This is a genomic window from Streptomyces sp. JLSY215, assembly GCF_059682825.1.
In genome coordinates, this window is record NZ_CM185022.1 from 7,856,030 (window position 1) to 7,875,871 (window position 19,842).

The 19,842-nt window shown below is 70.7% G+C and carries 22 protein-coding genes; 9 read left to right on the forward strand and 13 right to left on the reverse strand.

From position 1 onward, the window contains the following. The first annotated feature begins 211 nt into the window (after window positions 1-211). Window positions 212-1,282, forward strand: coding sequence for a LacI family DNA-binding transcriptional regulator (locus tag AC5677_RS34790; RefSeq protein ID WP_497191868.1), 1,071 nt, complete (start codon window positions 212-214; stop codon window positions 1,280-1,282). Window positions 1,283-1,389: 107 nt separating this feature from the next. After that, window positions 1,390-1,779: a VOC family protein gene (locus AC5677_RS34795; RefSeq protein ID WP_497191869.1), complete on the forward strand. Its 390-nt coding sequence runs from the start codon at window positions 1,390-1,392 to the stop codon at window positions 1,777-1,779. A gap of 72 nt (window positions 1,780-1,851) precedes the next feature. Here AC5677_RS34795 and AC5677_RS34800 read toward each other — a convergent pair whose 3' ends face one another. From AC5677_RS34800 to AC5677_RS34810, 3 genes are all read right to left on the reverse strand, one after another. Continuing rightward, window positions 1,852-2,304 (reverse strand): spore-associated protein A, encoded by a 453-nt coding sequence (locus tag AC5677_RS34800; RefSeq protein ID WP_497191870.1) that lies wholly within the window; start codon window positions 2,302-2,304, stop codon window positions 1,852-1,854. Window positions 2,305-2,489: 185 nt separating this feature from the next. After that, window positions 2,490-3,347 carry a lysozyme gene (locus tag AC5677_RS34805; protein ID WP_497191871.1) on the reverse strand — a complete coding sequence of 286 codons (858 nt, stop codon included), beginning with the start codon at window positions 3,345-3,347 and terminating at the stop codon, window positions 2,490-2,492. A 321-nt stretch (window positions 3,348-3,668) separates the two neighbouring features. Beyond that, the gene (locus tag AC5677_RS34810; protein WP_497191872.1) at window positions 3,669-4,331 is read right to left on the reverse strand and encodes a transglycosylase SLT domain-containing protein; all 663 of its coding nucleotides are present in this window, start codon (window positions 4,329-4,331) and stop codon (window positions 3,669-3,671) included. A 691-nt stretch (window positions 4,332-5,022) separates the two neighbouring features. Here AC5677_RS34810 and AC5677_RS34815 point away from each other — a divergent pair. Next, window positions 5,023-5,334 carry a hypothetical protein gene (locus tag AC5677_RS34815; protein ID WP_497191873.1) on the forward strand — a complete coding sequence of 104 codons (312 nt, stop codon included), beginning with the start codon at window positions 5,023-5,025 and terminating at the stop codon, window positions 5,332-5,334. A 108-nt stretch (window positions 5,335-5,442) separates the two neighbouring features. Here the strand turns inward: AC5677_RS34815 and AC5677_RS34820 are convergent, their stop codons facing one another. The 7 genes from AC5677_RS34820 to AC5677_RS34850 form a co-directional block, all read right to left on the reverse strand. Further along, window positions 5,443-6,003, reverse strand: coding sequence for a transglycosylase SLT domain-containing protein (locus tag AC5677_RS34820; RefSeq protein WP_497191874.1), 561 nt, complete (start codon window positions 6,001-6,003; stop codon window positions 5,443-5,445). A 432-nt stretch (window positions 6,004-6,435) separates the two neighbouring features. After that, window positions 6,436-7,284, reverse strand: a complete 849-nt coding sequence (locus tag AC5677_RS34825) for an SRPBCC family protein (RefSeq protein WP_497191875.1) — start codon at window positions 7,282-7,284, stop codon at window positions 6,436-6,438. Further along, complete coding sequence (locus AC5677_RS34830) at window positions 7,281-7,598, reverse strand: ArsR/SmtB family transcription factor (protein WP_497191876.1); 318 nt, start codon at window positions 7,596-7,598, stop codon at window positions 7,281-7,283. The genes AC5677_RS34825 and AC5677_RS34830 overlap by 4 nt, the downstream gene beginning before the upstream one ends. A 117-nt stretch (window positions 7,599-7,715) precedes the next feature. Next, entirely contained in the window at window positions 7,716-8,618 is a 903-nt protein-coding gene (locus AC5677_RS34835) for an alpha/beta fold hydrolase (RefSeq protein ID WP_497191877.1), read from the reverse strand. A gap of 104 nt (window positions 8,619-8,722) precedes the next feature. After that, window positions 8,723-9,964: a beta-ketoacyl-[acyl-carrier-protein] synthase family protein gene (locus tag AC5677_RS34840; protein WP_497191878.1), complete on the reverse strand. Its 1,242-nt coding sequence runs from the start codon at window positions 9,962-9,964 to the stop codon at window positions 8,723-8,725. Beyond that, window positions 9,961-10,194: an acyl carrier protein gene (locus AC5677_RS34845; protein WP_497191879.1), complete on the reverse strand. Its 234-nt coding sequence runs from the start codon at window positions 10,192-10,194 to the stop codon at window positions 9,961-9,963. Before AC5677_RS34845 ends, AC5677_RS34840 begins: the two co-directional genes overlap by 4 nt. Window positions 10,195-10,464: 270 nt before the next feature. After that, window positions 10,465-10,917, reverse strand: a complete 453-nt coding sequence (locus AC5677_RS34850) for a MarR family winged helix-turn-helix transcriptional regulator (protein ID WP_497191880.1) — start codon at window positions 10,915-10,917, stop codon at window positions 10,465-10,467. A gap of 132 nt (window positions 10,918-11,049) precedes the next feature. Between AC5677_RS34850 and AC5677_RS34855 the strand changes: the two genes are divergently transcribed. Continuing rightward, window positions 11,050-11,460: an organic hydroperoxide resistance protein gene (locus AC5677_RS34855; protein ID WP_497191881.1), complete on the forward strand. Its 411-nt coding sequence runs from the start codon at window positions 11,050-11,052 to the stop codon at window positions 11,458-11,460. 80 nt (window positions 11,461-11,540) lie between these two features. Here AC5677_RS34855 and AC5677_RS34860 read toward each other — a convergent pair whose 3' ends face one another. Then, window positions 11,541-13,208 carry an amidohydrolase gene (locus AC5677_RS34860; RefSeq protein ID WP_497191882.1) on the reverse strand — a complete coding sequence of 556 codons (1,668 nt, stop codon included), beginning with the start codon at window positions 13,206-13,208 and terminating at the stop codon, window positions 11,541-11,543. A gap of 138 nt (window positions 13,209-13,346) precedes the next feature. After that, entirely contained in the window at window positions 13,347-14,894 is a 1,548-nt protein-coding gene (locus tag AC5677_RS34865) for an APC family permease (RefSeq protein WP_497191883.1), read from the reverse strand. 165 nt (window positions 14,895-15,059) lie between these two features. Here AC5677_RS34865 and AC5677_RS34870 point away from each other — a divergent pair, with 165 nt between their 5' ends. Beyond that, window positions 15,060-15,749 carry a TetR/AcrR family transcriptional regulator gene (locus tag AC5677_RS34870; protein WP_497191884.1) on the forward strand — a complete coding sequence of 230 codons (690 nt, stop codon included), beginning with the start codon at window positions 15,060-15,062 and terminating at the stop codon, window positions 15,747-15,749. A 273-nt stretch (window positions 15,750-16,022) separates the two neighbouring features. Beyond that, on the forward strand, window positions 16,023-17,267 hold the full coding sequence (locus tag AC5677_RS34875) for a PP2C family protein-serine/threonine phosphatase (RefSeq protein ID WP_497191885.1): 1,245 nt from the start codon (window positions 16,023-16,025) through the stop codon (window positions 17,265-17,267). Here the strand turns inward: AC5677_RS34875 and AC5677_RS34880 are convergent. Next, on the reverse strand, window positions 17,228-17,758 hold the full coding sequence (locus tag AC5677_RS34880) for a hypothetical protein (protein ID WP_497191886.1): 531 nt from the start codon (window positions 17,756-17,758) through the stop codon (window positions 17,228-17,230). The genes AC5677_RS34875 and AC5677_RS34880 overlap by 40 nt on opposite strands. Before the next feature lie 406 nt (window positions 17,759-18,164). On the opposite strand from AC5677_RS34880, the gene AC5677_RS34885 reads away from it, so the two are divergent. From AC5677_RS34885 to AC5677_RS34895, 3 genes are all read left to right on the forward strand, one after another. Next, the gene (locus AC5677_RS34885; RefSeq protein WP_497191887.1) at window positions 18,165-18,401 is read left to right on the forward strand and encodes a DUF6400 family protein; all 237 of its coding nucleotides are present in this window, start codon (window positions 18,165-18,167) and stop codon (window positions 18,399-18,401) included. A 2-nt stretch (window positions 18,402-18,403) separates the two neighbouring features. Next, the gene (locus tag AC5677_RS34890; protein WP_497196866.1) at window positions 18,404-18,634 is read left to right on the forward strand and encodes a hypothetical protein; all 231 of its coding nucleotides are present in this window, start codon (window positions 18,404-18,406) and stop codon (window positions 18,632-18,634) included. A gap of 210 nt (window positions 18,635-18,844) precedes the next feature. Next, window positions 18,845-19,714, forward strand: coding sequence for an SCO6745 family protein (locus AC5677_RS34895; RefSeq protein WP_497191888.1), 870 nt, complete (start codon window positions 18,845-18,847; stop codon window positions 19,712-19,714). The last annotated feature ends 128 nt before the right edge of the window (window positions 19,715-19,842 follow it).

The window sequence follows — 19,842 nt, forward strand, 5'->3', positions numbered from 1 at the left end:
CGACTTTCCCGGACGGGGAATGCTGTGCGAGAGCCACTCTCGGGTAACGCCGCGGCAGACCGTACTAATGCGATTTAGTGAGTGTCAATACCCGGGTGAGGAATCGCCGGTGAGGCGCGTTCGGCAGGCCGATTGGCAGGCCGATTGACAGGCCCTTCTCCGCTGATCAGACTGGCCGTACTAATGCGGTTCAGTCCGGAGGGGGCCCGCCATGACAGCGCCCGGTGAGGCCGCCCGCCGCAAACCGGCACGCCGGCCGACGATCAAGGACATCGCCCGCCGGGCCGGGGTGTCGGAGAGCGCCGTCTCCTTCGCGCTCAACGACCGGCCGGGCGTCTCCCAGGACACCCGCGCCCGGGTACGGCGGGTGGCGCAGGAGCTGGGCTGGCAGGCCAACAGCGCCGCCCGCGCACTGTCCGGCGACCGCGCGGGCTGCGCGGGCCTGGTCCTCGCCCGCCCCGCCCAGACCCTCGGCGTGGAGTCCTTCTTCCTCCAGCTCGTCTCCGGCATCCAGGAAGTGTTCTCGGCACGGAAGACCGCGCTGCTCTTCCAGGTCGTGCCGGACCTCGACGCCGAATGCACGCTCTACCGCCGCTGGTGGGCCGAACGCCGCGTGGACGGCGTCCTCGTCGTCGACCCGCGCACTCAGGACCCGCGGCCGCGGCTGCTCGCCTCGCTCGGCCTGCCCGCGGTCGTCGTCGGTGGCCTCGCCGACCCGGGACCGGCCGCCGGAAACCCCCCGCTCTCCACGGTCTGGGCGGACGACGCCAAGGCCATGGCCCGCGTCCTCGACCACCTCTACGGCCTCGGGCACCGCCGCATCGCGCATGTGGCCGGCCTGCCGGGGCTGGCCCATACCGAGCGCCGGATCCGCTCGCTGCGTACCGAAGCGGACCTGCGGGGCCTCGGCGAAGGACGCGTCCGCTCGGTGACCACCGATTACTCCGACGCCGAAGGAGCCGAGGCGACCCGCCGCATCCTCGACGCGGCCGAGCCCCCCACGGCGATCATCTACGACAACGACGTGATGGCCGTGGCCGGCGCCTCGGTCGCCGCCGAGCGCGGCATCCGGGTACCGGACGCGCTGTCGATCGTCGCCTGGGACGACTCCGCCCTCTGCCGGGTCACCCACCCCCGGCTGACCGCGCTCGTCCGCGACACCCCCGGCTTCGGCCGGCTCGCCGCCCAGGAGCTGCTCGCCGTCCTCGACGGCGGAGCGCCGCGCACCGTGCAGGGCGAACTCCCGCGCCTGGAAGCACGGGAGAGCACCGGAGCGCCTTGACAGCGCCGCCCGTGCCGTCCGAGGATCACCGCACGGCATCGCGCGTCGGTCACCGGCAGGGTGAGGCGTGGAGGTGTCCGGGAGTTGCCTGTTGGAGGCATTCCACAGTGTCAGTCGAGTTGAACCACACCATCATTTCCGCCCGGGACAGCCGGGCTTCCGCCGAATTCCTGGCGCACATCCTCGGGTTGCCGGTCGGGACCGAATCGGGTCCGTTCATTCCGGTCGAGACCGCCAATGGCGTCACGCTGGACTTCGCCGAAGTCGACCCCGGGTCGATCACCATCCAGCATTACGCCTTCCTCGTCTCGGAGGAAGAGTTCGACGCGTCGTTCGCCCGCATCGAGGAGGCCGGGCTGACGTACTGGGCCGATCCCCGGCAGCAGCATCCGGGCGAGATCAACCACAACCACGGCGGCCGCGGCGTCTATTTCCTCGATCCCTCGGGGCACGCCATGGAGATCCTCACCCAGCCGTACGGGAACGCCGAGAGCTGAGCCGTATCCGGTGAACGGCCAGGAGGGAGCGGGCCGTTGCGGCCCGCTCCCCTTCATGTGGTGCGATCCGCATCAGTGATGCGTCACGACTCCCGCCGCCAGCCGGCCGCAGTTCGAGCCCGAGACGCTCACGCTGACGGATTCGATGGTGCCGCCCCAGTCGACGCAACGCCCCTTCGCCGGCAGATACACCGGACCGGCGTACGAGGTGTACAGACCGCTGTCGAAGACCGCGTCGGCACTTCCGTCGCTCGGCCCGAGATAGGTGTACATGTACACGGGCTTACCGGGACTGTTGCGCACCGTCACGACACAGTTCTTGCCGGTCTTCGCGCTGTAGGTCAGATATACCGTCCCCTTTCCGGTGATCGGTACGGAATTCACTACGCTGTAACCGCTGCCGCACGCTCCGTTGTATGCGGCGGCGCGGGCCGGGGCGGCCGTGGCCGTGGTGGCCGTGGCCATGGTGGCGATGCCCGCCACGGCCAGTACCGCCGATCCTGCGATGGCACGTGAACGCTTCATGGAATACCCCCGTCGGGTGTATGCACCGCGTGGTCATGTCGCAGTGTTGGACACCGGACGTACCGGGATGGTTGTGCCGTATTTCGGCAACTCCATGAAGTACGCATCAACTTGGGCACAACGGCCGGTCCCCGACACCGAAGAAGGCGTCGGGGACCGGCCGTTGCTGCTCGGGTGCCGCGGGATCAGCCTCCGTTCGCGAGCACCTTGAGACGGGCGATCGAGCCGTTGAAACGGTTGCGGTCGCCGACCCCCGGGCCCGAAGAGGTGTGCTGCCAGATGCTGTGGAACTTCCAGCCGGCCGGCAGCGAGCCGACCGAGCCGGCGTAGCGCGGGATCCACAGCGGGTTGCTGTTCCCGAACTGCGCCGAGTTGCCGGTGCACCGCTTCCACCAGTTGAAGGAGGTGTAGATCACCGCATCGCGCCCGGTCTTCGCCCGGTAGGTCTTCACGAAGTCCGCGATCCAGCCGACCATCTCCGGGTGGGTCTTGCCGTAACAGGTCGATCCGTACGGGTTGTACTCCATGTCGAGCGCCCCCGGCAGCGTCTTGCCGTCCTTGGACCAGGCACCGCCGTGCGCCGCGAAATAGTTCGCCTGTGCCGCACCGGTGGAATGGTCCGGCAGCGCGAAGTGGTACGCACCGTGGATCAGGCGGGCGTCATAGGCGCCCTTGTACTGCTGCAGAAAGTACGGGTTGCGGTAGCTGACGCCCTCCGTGGCCTTGACGTACGCGAATTTCGCGCCTGCCTCGCGCTGCGCCGACCACTTGACGTTGCCGTTGTGGCTGGAGACATCCACGCCGGCCACGGTGGGACGCGTCGCCCGGGGCTCGGAGCCGCCGGCCCGGTCGCCCCCCTCGTGGGCGGCGATGGTGGAGCCCATCCAGTCCTGCTCCGGGTGCGCGGGTCTCTTTCCCGCGTCCGACGCCCCAGCGGTACCGGGCAGTGCGAGGGGCAGCACGAGCACGGAGAAGAGAGTGACGAACGTTCCGGCCGCGAGAGGGCGTGGGCGGCGGGCCGGACCGGATGTGCGCAAGGGCATCGCGTGCCTCCGAAGTCCTTCGGTTGGGTCGGTGCGGCGGAATGCGAGCAGAATTCTGCCGATAAGAAGACTCATACGCTGAACTGACCGCAGCCAAGACCCGACCGGCCATCCGTACGCCGACCGGCCGGGGCATCTCACCCGACCGGCCGTCATATCCCCATGGGAAACGGGCCCCGGCAATTGCCGGGGCCCGCTTCACTGCGCAGCGGCGAACGCGCCATTCCGCCGCTTCGCACTGCCTACGCCGACCACCCTGTCGGCTTTTTTCTGATGTCTCGCGTCGTGCTCATCGCCGGTTCGCCGATTGTTGCCGGTGGCTCAGTAGGCGGAGTTGACGTTGTCGATCGAGCCGTAACGGTCGGCCGCGTAGTTGGCGGCGGCCGTGATGTTGGCGACCGGGTCGGTGAGCTTATTGGCGGTGCCCGCGACGTGGTACGTGTCGAAGGTGGGCTGGATCACCTGCAGCAGACCCTTCGAGGGAATGCCGTTGATGGCGTTGATGTCCCAGTCGTTGACGGCGTTGGGGTTGCCGCTGGACTCGCGCATGATGTTGCGGTGCAGGCCCTCGTAGGAGCCGGGTATGCCCTTGGCCTTCATGATGTCCAGCGACTGGCGGATCCAGCCGTCCAGGTTGTTCGCGTAGCGCTTGGGCTCGGCCTTGCGCTCGGTGGAACGGTTGGCGGCCTGCTTCGCGGTGTGCGCCTGCTTCGGGGCTTCCTTCACCTTGAGCTGGGCGGCGACGGTCTCGATCGCGGGGTGCTCGGCCTTGGGGGCGTCACCCTTTGCGTGCACCGCGACCGGCATACCGTTCGCACTGACCGGCTTCACGGCGGCCGGGGCGTGCGCGGAGGCGGCCTGGGCGTTGCCGGGCTGGGCGGTCATCGTCAGGGCCGTGGTGGCGCCGGCGGCGACCAGAACGGCGGTGGCGACCTTGTGGGTGCGGGTGATGCGGGCGGTACGGGGCAGGGTGAAGCTGGGCATGCGATGACCTCTTCCAGGTACTGGGGACGGGGAGGCGGCCTTCTACGGCGCGTAGAGAGTCCGGGAGTTATTCGCTGCGTTTGCCCTTAGGGGCGGAATTCGCTGGCTCGTTCCCGGCGCAAATCCATAGTTAGCGACCGGCCCGGTCGCTGGCAATGGCCGCTTGTACTAGGCGCCTTCGTGCGAAAGGCGGCAATGCCCGAAGCCGGGCTCATTTCCCGCCCGAGGGCCAGGATTTAACCCACTAGCCGAGGTCGTACGTGACCTGCGCCCTGTGCCCGGCATCACCTGGCGGGGCCCCGAAATCGCTTCTCGTCCCACGGCAAAGTTGCCTGGCTCACATGCGAATTGGCCATTCCCGTACCCACCGTCTGCCCGGACGAGGTGGTGGGAATGCGAGTTAATTCGCGGGAGTCCGCCGCGGCATTCTCCGAATGTGGTGCAAGGCACCTTCCGAAGCCCCGGGTGAGCGGGAAATGCCTCTCGCGGGGCAGGAATGAGTGCGGTACGTCACCGCGCCCCGAAGCGCTCATTGCACTAGCCCGTCAGGGAGTTCCGTTACGGCGAAGCGGCGGTGTCGATGGTCCGTTCGCAGCATCAACCGGACTGTCGCGTGGCTCCGGGACCTGCCGTGCCTGATGGTGAGTCGGCAAGCAGTAGTCCCCCGCTCACTCATCGTAGGGAAACGCTCATGCTTCGTCGTGTATCCACCGTTCTCGCCGGCGCTCTCGTGGCGGGCGTCATCGCCACCGGGGGCGCCGCCGCGGCGCCCGCCCCCGAGCACGGTCAGCGCATGCACCAGAGCCAGGCTCAGCACAAGCGCGTCGGCGGCGATCACCGCCGCACCCGCGTCGAGGTCCGCATCGAAGGCGCCCGTCAGGACGGCGGCAAGCGCAAGCAGCGCAAGGAGCGCGAAGAGGACCGCGAGGGTCTGTTCCTCGTCGGCCGCCTGCTGCACGCGCTGCTCGGCGGCCACTTCCTCTACGGTCACGGCGGGATCTGACGTCTGATCGGCAAGAAAAACGGCAGTGGCCCTGCCCGCATCATGCGGGCAGGGCCACTGCCGTTGCTGGTGCCGTGACGGAGCACGGCGGCGCCATGAGCCGGTGGCTCAGTAGGCGGAGTTGACCTTGTCGATCGAGCCGTACTTGTCGGCCGCGTAGTTGGCGGCGGCCGTGATGTTGGCGACCGGGTCGGTGAGCTTATTGGCGGTGCCCGCGACGTGGTACGAGTTGAAGGTGGGCTGGATCACCTGCAGCAGACCCTTGGACGGGATGCCGTTGACGGCATTGACGTCCCAGCCGTTGACGGCGTTGGGGTTGCCGCTGGACTCGCGCATGATGTTGCGGTGCAGGCCCTCGTAGGAGCCGGGTATGCCCTTGGCCTTCATGATGTCCAGCGACTGGCGGATCCAGCCGTCCAGGTTGTTCGAGTACTGCTTGTTCTCGCCCTGGGAAGCGTCCTGCTTCGCCGTGTGCGCCTGCGTGTTGACGGCCGTGACCTTGACGTGGTTGGCGACGGACGCGGTGACCGCGTGGTCGGCCGGCGTCGCGGCCTGGCTCGGGGAGGCGAGCGCCACGGCTGCCGCGCAGCTCGCGGTGGCCACCAGCGCCGCGGAGAACTTGTGCTTGCGGCCGATGCGGGAGGTGCGGGGCAGGGTGATGCTGGGCATACGAAGTGACCTCTTCCAGGGGGGCGGGGGTATTGGTCTTCGGTGGCTTGTGCGGTCCGGGAGTCGGTGACTTGCCGCTGCGGGCGGCGTTCGTCGGGTCGTCCTCGGTGCTGCCGGAAACAATGTTTAGCGAGCGCCCTGGATCGTGGCAATGATGCCGAGTACTACCTATGTTCGTGAGTTGCAGTGAAATGTCCGATGTAAAGGCCGCGGTTGGCGCCCTGTGCCGGATATGCACCGACTAGGGGGGCTCGTAAGTGACGTACGCCCTGTGCCCGGCATCACCTGGCGGGCGCCTTTTTCCGGCTCCCGGAGGCCGCCAAAGTGGCCTGGCTCACGCGGTCGATGGGCGTTTCATGGGGGATTTTCCCGAAACGCGACGACGCCCCCGCGCGTCGCGGCGCGGGGGGCGTGACGCGGGCCGCTCGGCGGTCAGTCCTCCAGCAGTCGGGCGGCCAGGTGCTCGATCCGGGAATGCCATGCGGCCAGCGCCGCGGCGGTATCGAAGCCCCGCGGCCCGGTCTGGGTGAGGACGAGCCGGGGGCCGTGGCCGGTGCCCCGCCGCAGCTCCCAGCGGACGGTGCCCTCCGGGTGCCAGCGGTAGGCGAGCAGCTCGGGCGCCCGCACCTCGGTGACCGGCCCGGCCGGAACCTTCTCCGCGGTGAAGCCCTCCGGGGCGGGCGCGCCCGGCGAGGGCTCGTCGCCCCCGGTCAGCGCGGCCCAGACGGCGTCGGCGGGCCGTACGAGCTGCCGCTCGAAGCGGATCCGGGGGCCGTCCGGGGTGTCCTCAACGGTGCCGTGGCCCAGATCGAACTGCTCCAGATACGCCTCGTGCAGCGCGCCCGAGTCGGGATACACGGCGGTCGATTCGCCGTCGAGCAGCTGCGACAGCGCGGTGATGCACAGATGCCAGCCGGAGGCGAAGCTCGCGCCGCCGAAGCGGTCGCCGAAGGTGTGCACCAAGGTCAGCAGCGAACCGTCGCCATCGGGGGTGATCTCCCAGCTCAGATGGTCCTCGCCCCAGGTGAACGCGAAGAGGCGGGGCTCGTCCGCATCGGTGACCGTGCCGGTCATGGCGGCGCCGCTCACCCCGGGCATCGAGAAGGTCATCGTCCCGCCGGGCCTGAGCTCCACCGTGACCTCGGACGGGAACCACCGCTCGATCTGCGCCGGGTCCGTGATCGCGGCCCAGACCTTCTCGGGCGGATGGGCGAGCCGCCGCTCCATTCGCAGCGCGGTGCGGCCGTCGGCGGTGCTGAGGGTGTCGGAGTGGGGGTTCATAGGGGGTCGTCCTCCATGGCGTCGAGATGCCGTTCGAGAGCGTCGAGGCTCCCGGTCCACAGATGCCGGTAGTGAGCGAGCCAGGCGTCGAGCTCCGCGAGCGGCTCGGGCCGCAGCTCGTACCAGCGGCGCTGGGCGTCCTGCCGGACCTGTACGAGCCCGGCCTCGCGCAGCACCCGCAGATGCTTGGACGTGCCCGGCTGGCTCAGCCCGGTCCGCTCCGTGAGCTCACCGACCAGATGCGGTCGCTCCAGAAGCAGATCGAGGATCTTGCGCCGGCTCGGCTCCGCGAGTACGTCGAACGGTATGGGCATGCCCAGAGTATTGCTCAGTGGTTATATAACCGCAAGGGAATGTGAATCCCTGCAGGTCAGAGCGCCCGTCGAGCTCGGGACGCCCCAAGCGCCCCGAGCCGCGCGGCCCCATGGCCGCTACGCGTACGCCGGATCCCCCACCGGCACCTCCTCCTCCCGCCCCGCCGGAATCAGGCACGGCGCCGAGGCCAGCGGCGCGTCGGTGAAGAAGCGCGCAGCCAGGTCCGCGACGTCCTGCGGGCGCTCCAGCACCACCCAGTGGTCGGCGTCGGGAATCGTCAGAAAGCGGCTGCCGAGGATGCGGGCCGCGAAATCGCGCTGCCGGGCCGGGGGAGTCACCGTGTCGTGCTCCCCGCTGAAGACGAGCGTCGGCACGCCGGCCAGGCCGGCGGAGAAGTCCGGGCGGTCCATCAGCGCGCGGCGCAGCGCATCGACGGCATGCGGTGAGTGCCGGGCCGCATGCAGCAGGGAGCGCCGGACATAGCGGTAGGCCAGCCGCCGCTTGGTGACGTGCCGGCGCTCGTCGAGGCACATCAGACCCTCGGTGACCAGCGTGGCGAAGGACTCCGCATCGCCGCGTGCGAGATGGTCGGCGGCCTGCCGCCAGTGGTCGAGCTGCGCGGCGGTGATGTGCGCCGGTACGCCGCCGAGCGCCAGCCGCGCGATACGGCGCGGGAAGCGCTGGGCGCACGCATAGGCGAGGCCGGCGCCGTAGGAGAAGCCGAAGAGATTGATCTGGGGGACGTCCAGGTCGTCGATGACGCGCACGATCGCCGCGCACAGGAGGTTGGTGCTCGGCCCAGGGGGCAGCGCGTCGGCGCTGCCCATGCCGGGCAGGTCGGCGGTCACCACGTCCGCCACCGGCCCCACCCGGTCCTCCATCTGTGGCCAGCCGAACATTCCCTGCAGTGCGCCGCCCAGCACCATGACGGGCTCGGTGACCCGGTCCTGCTGCCGGAGCAACCGGTATGAATAGGACACCCCGCTCACCGACAAAGCGCGGATCGTTTCCTCGGCCATGACTGATTCCTTCTGGGGAAGGCCGACGGGAACGGGCCGCGCCGATGCGGCGTGGCCGTTCCCGTCGGTCACTGTCGGTGGGGTGCGGACAACGGACAACCGCGCTATCCGCGCGTCAGCACGAGCGCGGCGTTGTGCCCGCCGAAGCCGAGCGACGTCTTGACCGCGCAGTCGAATCGCGCGGGCCGGGCCTCCTTGCGCACGATCTCGATCGGGATCCGCGGATCCGGTACGTCGAGGTTGGCGGTCGGCGGCACCAGCTGGTGCTCCAGCGCGAGCACGGTGAGTGCGGTCTCGATACCGCCGGCGGCGCCGAGCGTGTGCCCGGTCATCGCCTTGGTGGACGTGACGAGGGGGTGATCGCCGAGCACCCGCCCCAGCATGGTCGCCTCGATGAGGTCGTTGACGACCGTCGACGTGCCGTGCGCGTTGACGTACCCGACGTCGCCGGGCGTCAGGTCCGCGTCCGTCAGCGCCGTGCGCAGCGCCCGTTCGATGCCCGCGCCGTCGGGGTCGGGAGCGACCGCCGCGTAGGCATCGCTGGACGCGCCGTACCCGCGGACCTGGGCGCGGACGGTGGCCCCACGGGCGCGGGCGTGCTCGGGCCGCTCCAGTACGAGCAGGCCGGCGCCCTCGCCGACGACGAAGCCGTCCCGTTCCGCATCGAACGGCCGGCAGGCGGCGGCCGGGTCGTCCCGCCGGAGGGAGACCGCCTTCATCTGGCAGGCGCTGGCGATCAGCAGCCGGGAGACGGTCGACTCGGCGCCGCCCGCGATGGCGATGTCGCAGACCCCGGCGCGCAGCAGCTGGTGCGCGGTGCCCAGGGCGACGGTCCCGGAGGAGCAGGCGGTCGCCACGCCGAAGCTCGGGCCGTGCACCGTGAGGTCCGTGCAGACGCTGCTGGCCGCGCCGTTGATGACGGTCAGCGGGGCGAGCTTGGGGGAGACCCGCCGGGCGCCGCGCTGCGACATCGCGACATGCTGCTCGTCGTAGAACGGCAGTCCGCCGTGCGCCGAGCCGATGACGACCGCGACCCGGCTGCTGTCCCAGGTCTCCGGGTCCAGCCCGGCATCCGCGACCGCCTCCCGTGCGGCGATCACGGCGAGCTGCGAGAAGCGGTCCATCAGCCGCTGGGTGGCCACGCCGAGCACCGCGGCCGGGTCCAGATCCGCGATCGTGTACATGAAGTCGCAGGGCAGGTCGACCAGTTCCTCTTGCCGGGACACTCCGCTCGGCACGGTGTCCTGGGTGACGGAGTGCCAGGTGGCCTTCGTCCCCACGCCCGCTGCGGTCACCAGTCCCAGTCCCGTCACCGCCGCGGCGAACGGCTGCTGCCGGGCCGTCACGCGGCGACTTTGCCGTCGACGGCCGTCACCAGCGCACCGACCGTGTCCCGCGAGGACAGCGCGACCTCGTCGAGGTCGATGCCCAGCCGGTCCTCGATGAGCACGCGGAGTTCCTCCAGCGCCAGGGAGTCCATCTTCAGATCGCGCAGCGAAATCTCGTGGCTGATGTTGGCCCTGACGACCCCGAATCGTTGGACCAGCAGGTCGTTGACAACTTCTGCCGCATTCACGTGGCGCTCCTCCGCTGTTCGTAGGCGTGCTGCCAACCGCGTCCTGGCGGGTGCTCGCCGGCGGCTCCGGCTGGTTTGGCCATCTTTATACGCCCAGGCCCCAAAGACCCCCCAACCTCGGTAGCTCAATGGAGTGATGAGCGGATCGAGGTGGTGTGGGCAAGGGTGTGCGGGGTGCGGATCACGCCCGTCCGCGCTGATCGTGCGGGCCGGCGGAGGGTGCGGGGCGAGGTCCGCCGGGCCCGGCGGACCTCGCCCCTGCGGCGGCCGTCAGGCCTGGTCGAGCGCCTCGGTGACCCGCCCCAACAGGCCCCGCAGCGTACGGAGTTCCTCGACGGTCAGGCCGGTCGCGGCCAGCATCCGGCGGGGGACCGGCAGGGCTTGGGCGCGCAGGTCCTCGCCCGCCGCCGTCAGGTGGATGGTGACCGAGCGTTCGTCCTCGGCGCTGCGCTCGCGGCGTACCAGGCCGGCCGCCTCCAGTCGCTTGAGGAGGGGGGAGAGGGTGCCGGAATCCAGCCGCAGTCGCTCGCCGATGGACTTGACGGGCTGCGGACCGTGCTCCCAGAGGACCAGCATCGCCAGGTACTGGGGATAGGTCAGGCCGAGGTCCTTGAGGGCGTCCCGGTAGACGCCGCCGAACGCGCGCGAGGCGGCATGCAGCTGGAAGCAGACCTGATGGTCGAGGCGGAGCAGTTCGGAGTCGGGTACCGGGAGCGTGGTCATGGGTTCAGGCTAGCTCGCCGACTATCTAGTTGTGTACAACTTAGTTGCGTGCAACTTAAGTGTGTGCAATTGTTGAGGGCATCGGGCGGCCGGGAAGCGGCCGCCGGACCCACCAGACGCAGGGAGAATCCGATGGACGCGCTGTACACCGCCGTCGCCACCGCCAATGGCCGTGAGGGCCGGGCCGTCAGCTCCGACGGGCAGATCGACCTCGCCCTCGCCATGCCGTCGGCGCTCGGGGGCAACGGCGCGGGCACCAACCCCGAGCAGCTCTTCGCCGCCGGGTACGCGGCCTGCTTCGCCAGCGCGATGGCCAATGTCGGACGCCAGATGAAGATCGACACCAAGGACGTCTCGGTGACCGCCGAGGTCTCCATCGGTAAGGACGACACCGGCTTCGGCCTCGGCGTGATCATGCGGGTGGAGCTGCCGGACGCCCTCGCCGGCGAGACCGGACGCCGGCTGGTCGAGGCGACCCACCAGTACTGCCCGTACTCCAAGGCCACCCGCGGCAACATCGACGTCGAGCTCGTCATCGAGTAGGGCGGCGCGGCGGGCCCGGCGGCCGCGCGACGAGCGCCCGGCCGCCCTGCACCGCACGCCGGTCCGCGCGGGCGGCCCCCTCAGGCGTCGCCCGCCGCATACACCCGCTGCCCGCCCACGAACGTCTGCAGGACCCGGGTCTCGGCGATGGCCTCGCTCGGGCCGTCGAAGGGATCGCGGTCCAGGACCACCAGATCCGCCAGCTTGCCGGGCGCGATGGTGCCGGTGTCGTCGAGATGGTTGGCGTAGGCGCTGCCCGCCGTGTACGCGGCGAGCGCCGAGCCCAGGTCGATCCGCTGGTCGGGCAGGAAGACCGGCGTCGACGGCCCGGCCTCCGGCTCCCGGCGGTTGACCGCGACATGCAGGGCGGCGAGCGGATCGGGCGAGCTGACCGGCCAGTCGCTGCCCGCCGCGAGGGTGGCGCCGGAGCGCAGCAGATCACCGAACGGGTACTGCCAGGAAGCCCGTTGGGCGCCCAGGAAGGGAATGGTCAGCTCGTCCATCTGCGGTTCGTGGGCCGCCCACAGCGCCTGGATGTTCGCGGTCGCACCGAGCCTGCGGAAGCGCGGTACGTCATCGGGGTGGACGACCTGGAGGTGCGCGAGGTGCGGCCGGGTGTCCCGCCACCCGTTGGCCGTCCGGGCGGCCTCGACGGCGTCCAGGGCCTCCCGGACCGCCCGGTCACCGAGCGCGTGGAAGTGGACCTGGAACCCTTCGGCGTCCAGCTCGGTGACATACGCCCGCAGCGCCTCGGGGTCGATGAACGAGATCCCGCTGTTGTCGGAGGCGCACCCGCACGCGGTCAGATACGGGCCGAGCATGGCCGCCGTGTGGTTCTCCGCGATCCCGTCCTGCATGATCTTCACGCTGGTCGCGCGCAGCCGTCCGCCGCTCAACTCCGCCCGGCGTGCGAGCAGTTCGGGAATCTGCTCGGCCCCGCGGGACCGGTCCCACCACAGGGCCCCGGTCACCCGCGCGGTCAGCTTCCCCTCGTCGCGGGCCGCCAGATAGGCGGGGGTGGCGTCGGCCACACCGGGGCCGCGGCCCAGCATCGCGTCCTGCCAGGCGGTCACGCCGTACCCGTGGAGGAGTCGCTGCGCCCGGAGCAGCCCTTCGGTCCGTTCGGCGAGGGTCGGCTCCGGGACGAGGTCGCCGACCAGCCGCATGGCGCCCTCCTGCAGCATGCCGGTCGGCTCGCCGGCGGCGTCGCGCTCGATCCGCCCGTCGGCCGGGTCGGGGGTACGGGCGGTGAGCCCGGCCCGTTCCAGGGCGCGGGAGTTGGCCCAGCCGCCGTGGTGGTCGCGGTTGACCAGGAACACCGGGCGGTCGGGAACGATGGCGTCCAGGAAGTCCCGGGTCGGCATGCCACCGGGAAACGCCTCGAGCGACCAGCCGCCGCCGGTGATCCAGGGCGCGTCGGGATGCGCGGTGGCGTAGGCGTGGATCAGCTCGCGGTACGCCTCGGAGGTCACCGCCGCGCTGAGATCGCACTGGCCCAGCTCCAGCCCGCCGCCCACCGGGTGGACATGCGCATCCTGAAACCCCGGGATGAGCAGCTTGCCCCGCAGGTCGACGACCTCCGTGGCGGGCCCGATCAGGTCGGGTATCCCGCCCTTCTCCCCGTCGTGTCCGACGGCGACGATCCGGTCCCCGCGCACGGCCACCGCGCTCGCCCGGCTCCGTGCGGAGTCGACGGTGTGCACGGGACCGGAGAGGAAGACGAGGTCGGCGGGGGTGGTGGTGTCCATGGGGGGCTGCTCCTGTGGCGTTGGGGGCGGGTCGGGGAGTGGGTGGAGTCGATGGGGAGAGGAGGAGAGGCGGGAAGAGGGGGAGAGGGGAGGCGCGCGGTCCGCGCCGTCACGGGACCGGGCGGACCGGGAGGATGATCATCCCTCGGCGGTGCCGGGCAGCCGCCCGCCCTCCCCATCCATCGGCAGCGTGATCGCGTCGGCGTCCGTCCCACGGCCGGTACGGAAGTACGGGGCGTGGCGCACCCACTTGGCCCAGGCGGCGACCGCGAGGCCCGCCGCCACGAAGAGCGCGGGCAGCAACAGCAGGAACCAGCCGTTGTCCGGGCTCGCCTCGAAGTGGTCGCTCATCGTCGCGTAGTCCCAGACGAGGTAGCCGCCGAGCCCGAACAGCGCCAGCGCGCTCGCCGCCGGGATGACCACATCCCGCAGCGCGCGGGCCACCCCCTCCCGCAGGCTCGCGCGGAACCGCACCGCGCAGGCGAGCGCGGTGAGCCCGTAATAGAGGGCCACCGTCAGGCCGATCGAGTTGACCGCGGTGAGGATCATGTCGCTGAGTTTGGGGATGCCGACCGCGAGTACGGCGAGCAGCGCGGCGAGGGCCATGATTAGGAGCGTGCCCGCGGCGGGGGATCCGTACCGCGGATGCACCCGCTGCCACACCCCGCCCAAGGTCCGGTCCCGCGCCATGGCCAGCGCGCCCCGGGCGGTAGGGATGACGCTGGACTGGAGCGAGGCGAACGCGGAGCACATCAGGGCGGCCAGCGGCAGGGACGCCCAGGGCTCCGGAGCCAGCCGGTTACCGAGGAAGGTGAGCGCCTGCGGTCCGTTGTGGATCAGCTCGGCGTTGTCCATCACCCGCTGGAAGGCGAACGCTCCGACCAGGAACAGGCCGAGCATCGCCACCAGCGCTATCAGGCCGCCGCGGGCGGCATCGGACGCGCTGCGGGTCTCCTCGTTCACGCTGAACGCGGCGTCCCATCCCCAGTAGATGAACACCGCGATCACCATGCCCTGCGCGAGGTCCTGCGGCGAACCGATCTCGAAGGGGTTGAGCCAGGAGAGCGAGAACGGCTGGTCGCCGACGACCAGGGCGTAGCCGCAGAAGCCCAGCAGCACCACGTACTCGAAGATCAGCAGTCCCAGCTGCATCCGGGTCGCGGACCGCACACCCGTGATGGCGGTGATCGTGACGGCCACCAGGGCGACCAGCCCGACCGCGGTGCTGATGCCCGTGGAGGACGGGTCCATCCGCAGTCCCAGCACGCTGTGCACGCCGAGCTTGTTCAGGAACTGCAGCACGACGGAGCCGGTGACCGCGCCCGTGTACGCCATGAAGATCACGTTGCCGACCAGCACCACCCACCCGGTCAGAAAGCCCGGCCAGGGGCCGATGGACCGGCCCACCCAGGTGTAGCCGCTGCCGCAGTTCGGCTCGGTGCGGTTGAGGCGGGCGTACGACAGCGCGATGCCGAGGATCGGGAGGAACGCGAGCAGGAGCAGGGCGGGGGTCTGGCGGCCCGCGTACATGGCCAGCGTGCCCATGCCGATGCCGATGCTCGTGGTGGCGGCGGTACTCGACGCGGCGATCGCCACCCCGTCCTTCACGCCCAGCGAGCGGCGCATCGTCGCTGGTCCGGGGGTTGGTGGCGCCTGCTGCGCCTGCTGCACTTCGGAGGGGGGCATGGCACACGCTCCTTGGGCGGGTGGGCCGGGCCGGTTCCGGCGGGGCCGTGTGTCCGCCGATGAAACAGTCCGCTCCGCCTTGTGTCAACGGTGTTGACGTAACCTGGTGATTAACTGGCCCGGGTCAGGGCCGAGGCGGCGGCGGGCGAAGCGGAGGGGATCGGCGTGACGGAGAGCGAACGCGTTCCGGCCGAGCGCAAACGGCGCCGGCCGACGAGTTCGGGTGTGGTGCTGTCCGCCGACCTCATCGTGGACACGGCGTGCCAACTGATCGACGCGCAGGGCGCGGGCGCCTTCACCGTACGGAAACTGGGCGCGGCCCTCGGAGCCGATCCCTCCGCCGTCTACCGCTACTTCCGCAACACCGAGGACCTCCTGCTGGCGCTGGCCGACCGGCTGATCGGCGAGTCCATGGCGGGCTTCGCGCCGAGCGGGGACTGGGCCGCCGACCTGCGTGACTTCGGGCTGCGCGCCTACCGCTCGGCGCTGCGCCATCCGCAGATCGCGGTGTTCAGCACCGTCCGCGTCACGGGCCGCCCGCACGAGCAGCGCGCCGTCGACACCGGCATCGGCCTGCTCCTGGAGGCCGGCTTCGACGAGGCCACCGCCGTACGCCACTACCACGCCCTCGTCGACACCGTCCTCGGGCACGCGGCCGTGGACGCCGCGTTCCTGCGGCTGGCGCCCGCCCAGCGCGCCGCGGACGAGGAGGCCTGGCAGGCGGCGTACGGCGGCCTGTCCGAGGACACGTACCCGAACGTCCATCGCGTACGGGACCACCTTCCGCTCATGTCGGGCACGGCGGTCGAGGCGGCGCTGGATCTGCTGATCGCGGGGCTGCGGGCGGCGCGGTAGGGCGGGGCGCGGGGGGTGTGGGGCGTGTGGGGCGTTGCCAACTGCGTCCGTAGCATGGGGAGTTGAGGCGGCTGCGCGCGTTTGGGGTCATCGGTGGGCCGCCGCGCGCAGCCGGGTTGCCGTCGGGGCGGGTGCGCGCGCTACTCAGGAGTAAAGCGGTGGATCACGGTTAGAGCGATGAATCATTACTAAACAGATGGATAGCGTATCCAATCGGGTATTTCTCTCGCGCGGGTGCAAACATGGTGCATGCCCCTTCGACGGCTGGTGCATATGCCTGGACGATCGCCTCGACGGCGAAATCTGAGCCCGTACCTGACCCTGATCCCGATCGGTCTCATCGTCGCGGTCGTGGTCATCGACGTGCTGGCGCCGCCCCATGTCCATCTCGGACCGCTGCTCGTCGCCGCCCCCGCCATCACGGCGGCCTTCTCCGGCCCCCGCCGCACGGCCGCGATCGGCGCCCTGGCGGTCGCCGCCCAGGTGGGCATCGGCGTCGCACGGGGCGTACTGCTGACCGAGAACCTCCAGGCCCAGATCGCCGCGCTGGTGGTCGTCTCCGCGCTGGTCGTCGTCTTCACCGTCGTACGGGACCGCAATGAGCGGCGGCTCGTCCAGAGTCGTTCGGTGGCCGGCGTCGCCCAGCAGGTGCTGCTGCGTCCGCTGCCCCGGCGCAGCGGCGCGCTGGAGATCGCCTCGCTCTACCTGCCTGCCGAGGAAGAGGCGGAGATGGGCGGCGATCTGTTCGCGGCGGCGCGCACCGCGCGGAGCACCCGGCTGATCATCGGCGATGTGCGCGGCAAGGGCCTGCCGGCGTACGGCAACGCCGCCCTCATTCTGGGGGCCTTCCGCGCGGCCGCCCACCGTCAGGCCACCCTGCCGAATCTGGCCATCCACCTCGATGGCGCGGTCAGCTGGGACAGCTGCCAGTGGCGCGCGGATCCGGCCGCCGCGGGGGCGGCCAAGGAACGGGCGGAGCGCGGGCACGGCGCCACCGACCCGGACCTCGGCTCCGACCTCGACCTCGACTCCGACTCCGACTCCGAAGAGACCTTCGCGACCGCCTCGCTCTTCGACATCCCCGACCGGTGGCCCGTGCTCCGCACCATCACCTGCGGCCACCCGCCCGCCCTCCTGCTGCACGAGGGGAAGACCGTCATCCTGCATGCCCAGCGGCCCGCCCTGCCCATTGGGCTCGGCACCCTGGCCGGAGAGCTTGAGTACGAGGTCGAGACCTTTCCCTTTGAGCCCGGTGACCTGTTGCTGCTGTACACGGACGGGGTGATCGAGGCCCGTGACAGCAGAGGGGTGTTCTACCCGCTCGTCGAGCGGGCCGCCGCCTGGAGTGCGAGCAGTCCGCAGCAGCTGCTGCGGTGCCTGCGCGAGGAGCTGTTGACGCATACGGACGGCCGGCTGGGCGACGACGCCGCCGCGGTCGCCGTGCGGCGGCTGCCCAGCCGTCCGCCGCGTACCAGGGCCTACGGCCGCCGAGCGGTCAGGCAACCACCGCAGTTGTAGTACGTCACGTCCCAGTGGTTGCCCTCCTTGTAGTAGACGTTCCCGCTGCCGGACTTCCACTTGGAGCCGCCGATGGAGGCGAAGGCGGTGGTGATGTAGTGGGTCAGGCACGTGGAGAGGCTGAAGTCGACCTTGTAGCCGTTCCAGTGGCTGTAGGTGCCACTGGCGTGACCGGTCTCGGTGCCGCCGGTGAGGTTGACCGCGCAGCCGCTGGCGCTCTTGAGCGTGATCACGCCGTCCACGGTGGCGGAGTTGATCTGGTCGAACGAGGTGCAGGTGGCGTTGTTGCGGTCCGCGCAGCCGCCGCTGGAGGACCAGCTGATACCGGCCGCGCGGAACTTACCGGTGGCCTGCGCATGGCTGAGCTTGGCGAGCGGGGCGGCGGTGGCGGCGTACGTGGTCGCGGCGTACGTGGTGGTGGCACCGCCCACCAGGGACGCTGCTGCGAGCATGACAATGCCGGTGCCGATCGCGGCGGGGCGTCGGAGCATGGGTACCTCCTGGGGGAAGGGCAGGGCTCCGAGCGTGACCCGACGGGCCGGGGGCGTCAACTGGGCTCGGCGGGGCGGGTGTTGTGGGTTCGGAGGCGCCGTCCGCGGTGAGCCCGCCGCCGCCGTCCGCCGTGCATCGATCGCCGTCCGTCGCCGCCGGGTGCGCAGTGGCCGGGTCGGCGGCGATGAGATGCGTCACGCTCGCCCTTGCCCCTTATATCGGGCATAGCACCACGAAAGGCGAGGGGAATTTGTCCGGTATCACCAAAATTGCGGCACGGGCCCCCTGTTCGCTGTGATGCACGTCTCGCCGTGAAGCCCCACCGTCCCCACCTGACGCTTCCTCAATCCCATTCCCCTTGGTACAAACGTCCGAATCATCCCCAAGTGGCATGGGACGCGCACCATGATCGACCGCAACACCTCGGACCAGCACATATTCGCGTTCGACCTCGCCGAGCACGAGACGCGGCGTCGGACCGAAGTCCTGGCGGCGCTGGGCGACACCTGGAACCCCATCGAGGTGATGGAGGCCGAACAGGAGGCCCAGCGGCTCCTCTACTCCGGCCTGGACGCCGAACAGCAGGCCACCTACGACATGCTGGTCGCCGCGAACGTCCTTCCGGCCTCCGGGCAGGCATGAGCATGCTGCCGCTCGATCCCACCGCCGATATCGGGCGCCGGGCATGGGTGTCGTGCCCCGGATGCGAGGACGACCGGGACTGCGCCGTCTGCCTCGACGGGCGGACCTGTGCCGACCACTGGCGCTACCTCCTGTCGAACGAGGGCAGCCTGCTGCACCTCCAGTGCCCCAACTGCACCCATCTCTGGGCCTGGCAGTCGGGCTTCGGAGCGGGCGGCCGCCCCGCCCTGTGACCCGCTGCCGCTGACCCGCCGCTGATCTCCGCCACGCCGCGCGCCACACGCCACGCGTCACACGCCACGCGTCACACGCCACGCGTCACACGCCACGCGTCACACGCCACGCGTCACACGCCGCGCGTCACACGCCGCGCGTTCGAGGGTGCTGCATGATGCGCGCGTTGCCGGCCGCGCCTGGTGAGCGGAGCGCGGTAGCGTGCGCGCATGGAGCTGCGCGCACGATCGCTTTGGCTGTTGACCGAACCGCTGCACGCCGTCACATACTTCGACGAGGAGTGCCGCGGCCTGGGGAAGGCCCTTGGCCTCAAGGGTTTCTGGATGGGCTACTTCGCCTCCCGCACCGCGCCGCTGGGCGCCGTGGAGCCCGCACTCGCCACCGCCGTACTGGGGGTGTTCGCGCCCGGCATGATCGCCCGTGCGCTGCCCGCGGCCTGGGGGATCGTCAGCCCGGCACATGTGCTCGACGAGCGTGCCCGCCGCGCCGCCGACGCCCTGCGCAGGATCCATCCCGACCTGGACGAGACGGCCGCCGAGCTGTCGGACCCGCTCGGGATGATCGTCGAGCAGGCCCCCACCGTCGCACGGCCGCTCTTCGCCGCGAACCGTGCGCTGTGCGACCACGCCGACCCGGTCGAGCGGCTGTGGCAACTGAGCACCGCACTCCGCGAGTTCAGGGGTGACGCGCACCTGGCCGTACTCGCCGACGAAGGCCTCGACGGCTGCGAAGCCCTGGTCCTCGCCGCCGCCTCCGGCCGCGTACCCAAGGACACCATGCGGCAGGACCGCGGCTGGACCGAAGAGGAATGGGCGGCCGCCGCCGACCGGCTGCGCTCCCGCGGGCTGGTGGACGAGCACGGCGAGGCCACCGACCGCGGCCGGCAGGAGCGGACCCGCATCGAGGCGGAGACCGACCGCCTGGCGGCGCGTCTGCTCGGCCCGCTCCTCAGACCGGAGACCGACCGGCTCCTGCACGGACTTGAGGGCGTCGTACGCCACATCCTGGCCGCGGAGGCGCTGCCCTTCCCCAATCCGATCGGCCTGCCGCATCCCGCCGAGAGCGAGTCCTGGGGGTAGGCGGCCGCCGTCGGCCGCAGCAAGCGGCCCAGCGCGCAGCCGGAACGTCCGGCGGGATACCGTTTCTCGACACGGGCACGTCGAACCGGCGCACCGAACCGGCGCGCCGAATACGTCGAATCGCTACG

Coding starts and splice junctions, on each gene's coding strand:
- AC5677_RS34790 (WP_497191868.1), top strand. CDS start 212: ATGACAGCGCCCGGTGAGGCCGCCCGCCGCAAACCGGCACGCCGGCCG.
- AC5677_RS34800 (WP_497191870.1), bottom strand. CDS start 2,304: ATGAAGCGTTCACGTGCCATCGCAGGATCGGCGGTACTGGCCGTGGCG.
- AC5677_RS34805 (WP_497191871.1), bottom strand. CDS start 3,347: ATGCCCTTGCGCACATCCGGTCCGGCCCGCCGCCCACGCCCTCTCGCG.
- AC5677_RS34810 (WP_497191872.1), bottom strand. CDS start 4,331: ATGCCCAGCTTCACCCTGCCCCGTACCGCCCGCATCACCCGCACCCAC.
- AC5677_RS34815 (WP_497191873.1), top strand. CDS start 5,023: ATGCTTCGTCGTGTATCCACCGTTCTCGCCGGCGCTCTCGTGGCGGGC.
- AC5677_RS34820 (WP_497191874.1), bottom strand. CDS start 6,003: ATGCCCAGCATCACCCTGCCCCGCACCTCCCGCATCGGCCGCAAGCAC.
- AC5677_RS34825 (WP_497191875.1), bottom strand. CDS start 7,284: ATGAACCCCCACTCCGACACCCTCAGCACCGCCGACGGCCGCACCGCG.
- AC5677_RS34830 (WP_497191876.1), bottom strand. CDS start 7,598: ATGCCCATACCGTTCGACGTACTCGCGGAGCCGAGCCGGCGCAAGATC.
- AC5677_RS34835 (WP_497191877.1), bottom strand. CDS start 8,618: ATGGCCGAGGAAACGATCCGCGCTTTGTCGGTGAGCGGGGTGTCCTAT.
- AC5677_RS34850 (WP_497191880.1), bottom strand. CDS start 10,917: ATGACCACGCTCCCGGTACCCGACTCCGAACTGCTCCGCCTCGACCAT.
- AC5677_RS34855 (WP_497191881.1), top strand. CDS start 11,050: ATGGACGCGCTGTACACCGCCGTCGCCACCGCCAATGGCCGTGAGGGC.
- AC5677_RS34860 (WP_497191882.1), bottom strand. CDS start 13,208: ATGGACACCACCACCCCCGCCGACCTCGTCTTCCTCTCCGGTCCCGTG.
- AC5677_RS34865 (WP_497191883.1), bottom strand. CDS start 14,894: ATGCCCCCCTCCGAAGTGCAGCAGGCGCAGCAGGCGCCACCAACCCCC.
- AC5677_RS34875 (WP_497191885.1), top strand. CDS start 16,023: ATGCCTGGACGATCGCCTCGACGGCGAAATCTGAGCCCGTACCTGACC.
- AC5677_RS34880 (WP_497191886.1), bottom strand. CDS start 17,758: ATGCTCCGACGCCCCGCCGCGATCGGCACCGGCATTGTCATGCTCGCA.
- AC5677_RS34885 (WP_497191887.1), top strand. CDS start 18,165: ATGATCGACCGCAACACCTCGGACCAGCACATATTCGCGTTCGACCTC.
- AC5677_RS34890 (WP_497196866.1), top strand. CDS start 18,404: ATGCTGCCGCTCGATCCCACCGCCGATATCGGGCGCCGGGCATGGGTG.
- AC5677_RS34895 (WP_497191888.1), top strand. CDS start 18,845: ATGGAGCTGCGCGCACGATCGCTTTGGCTGTTGACCGAACCGCTGCAC.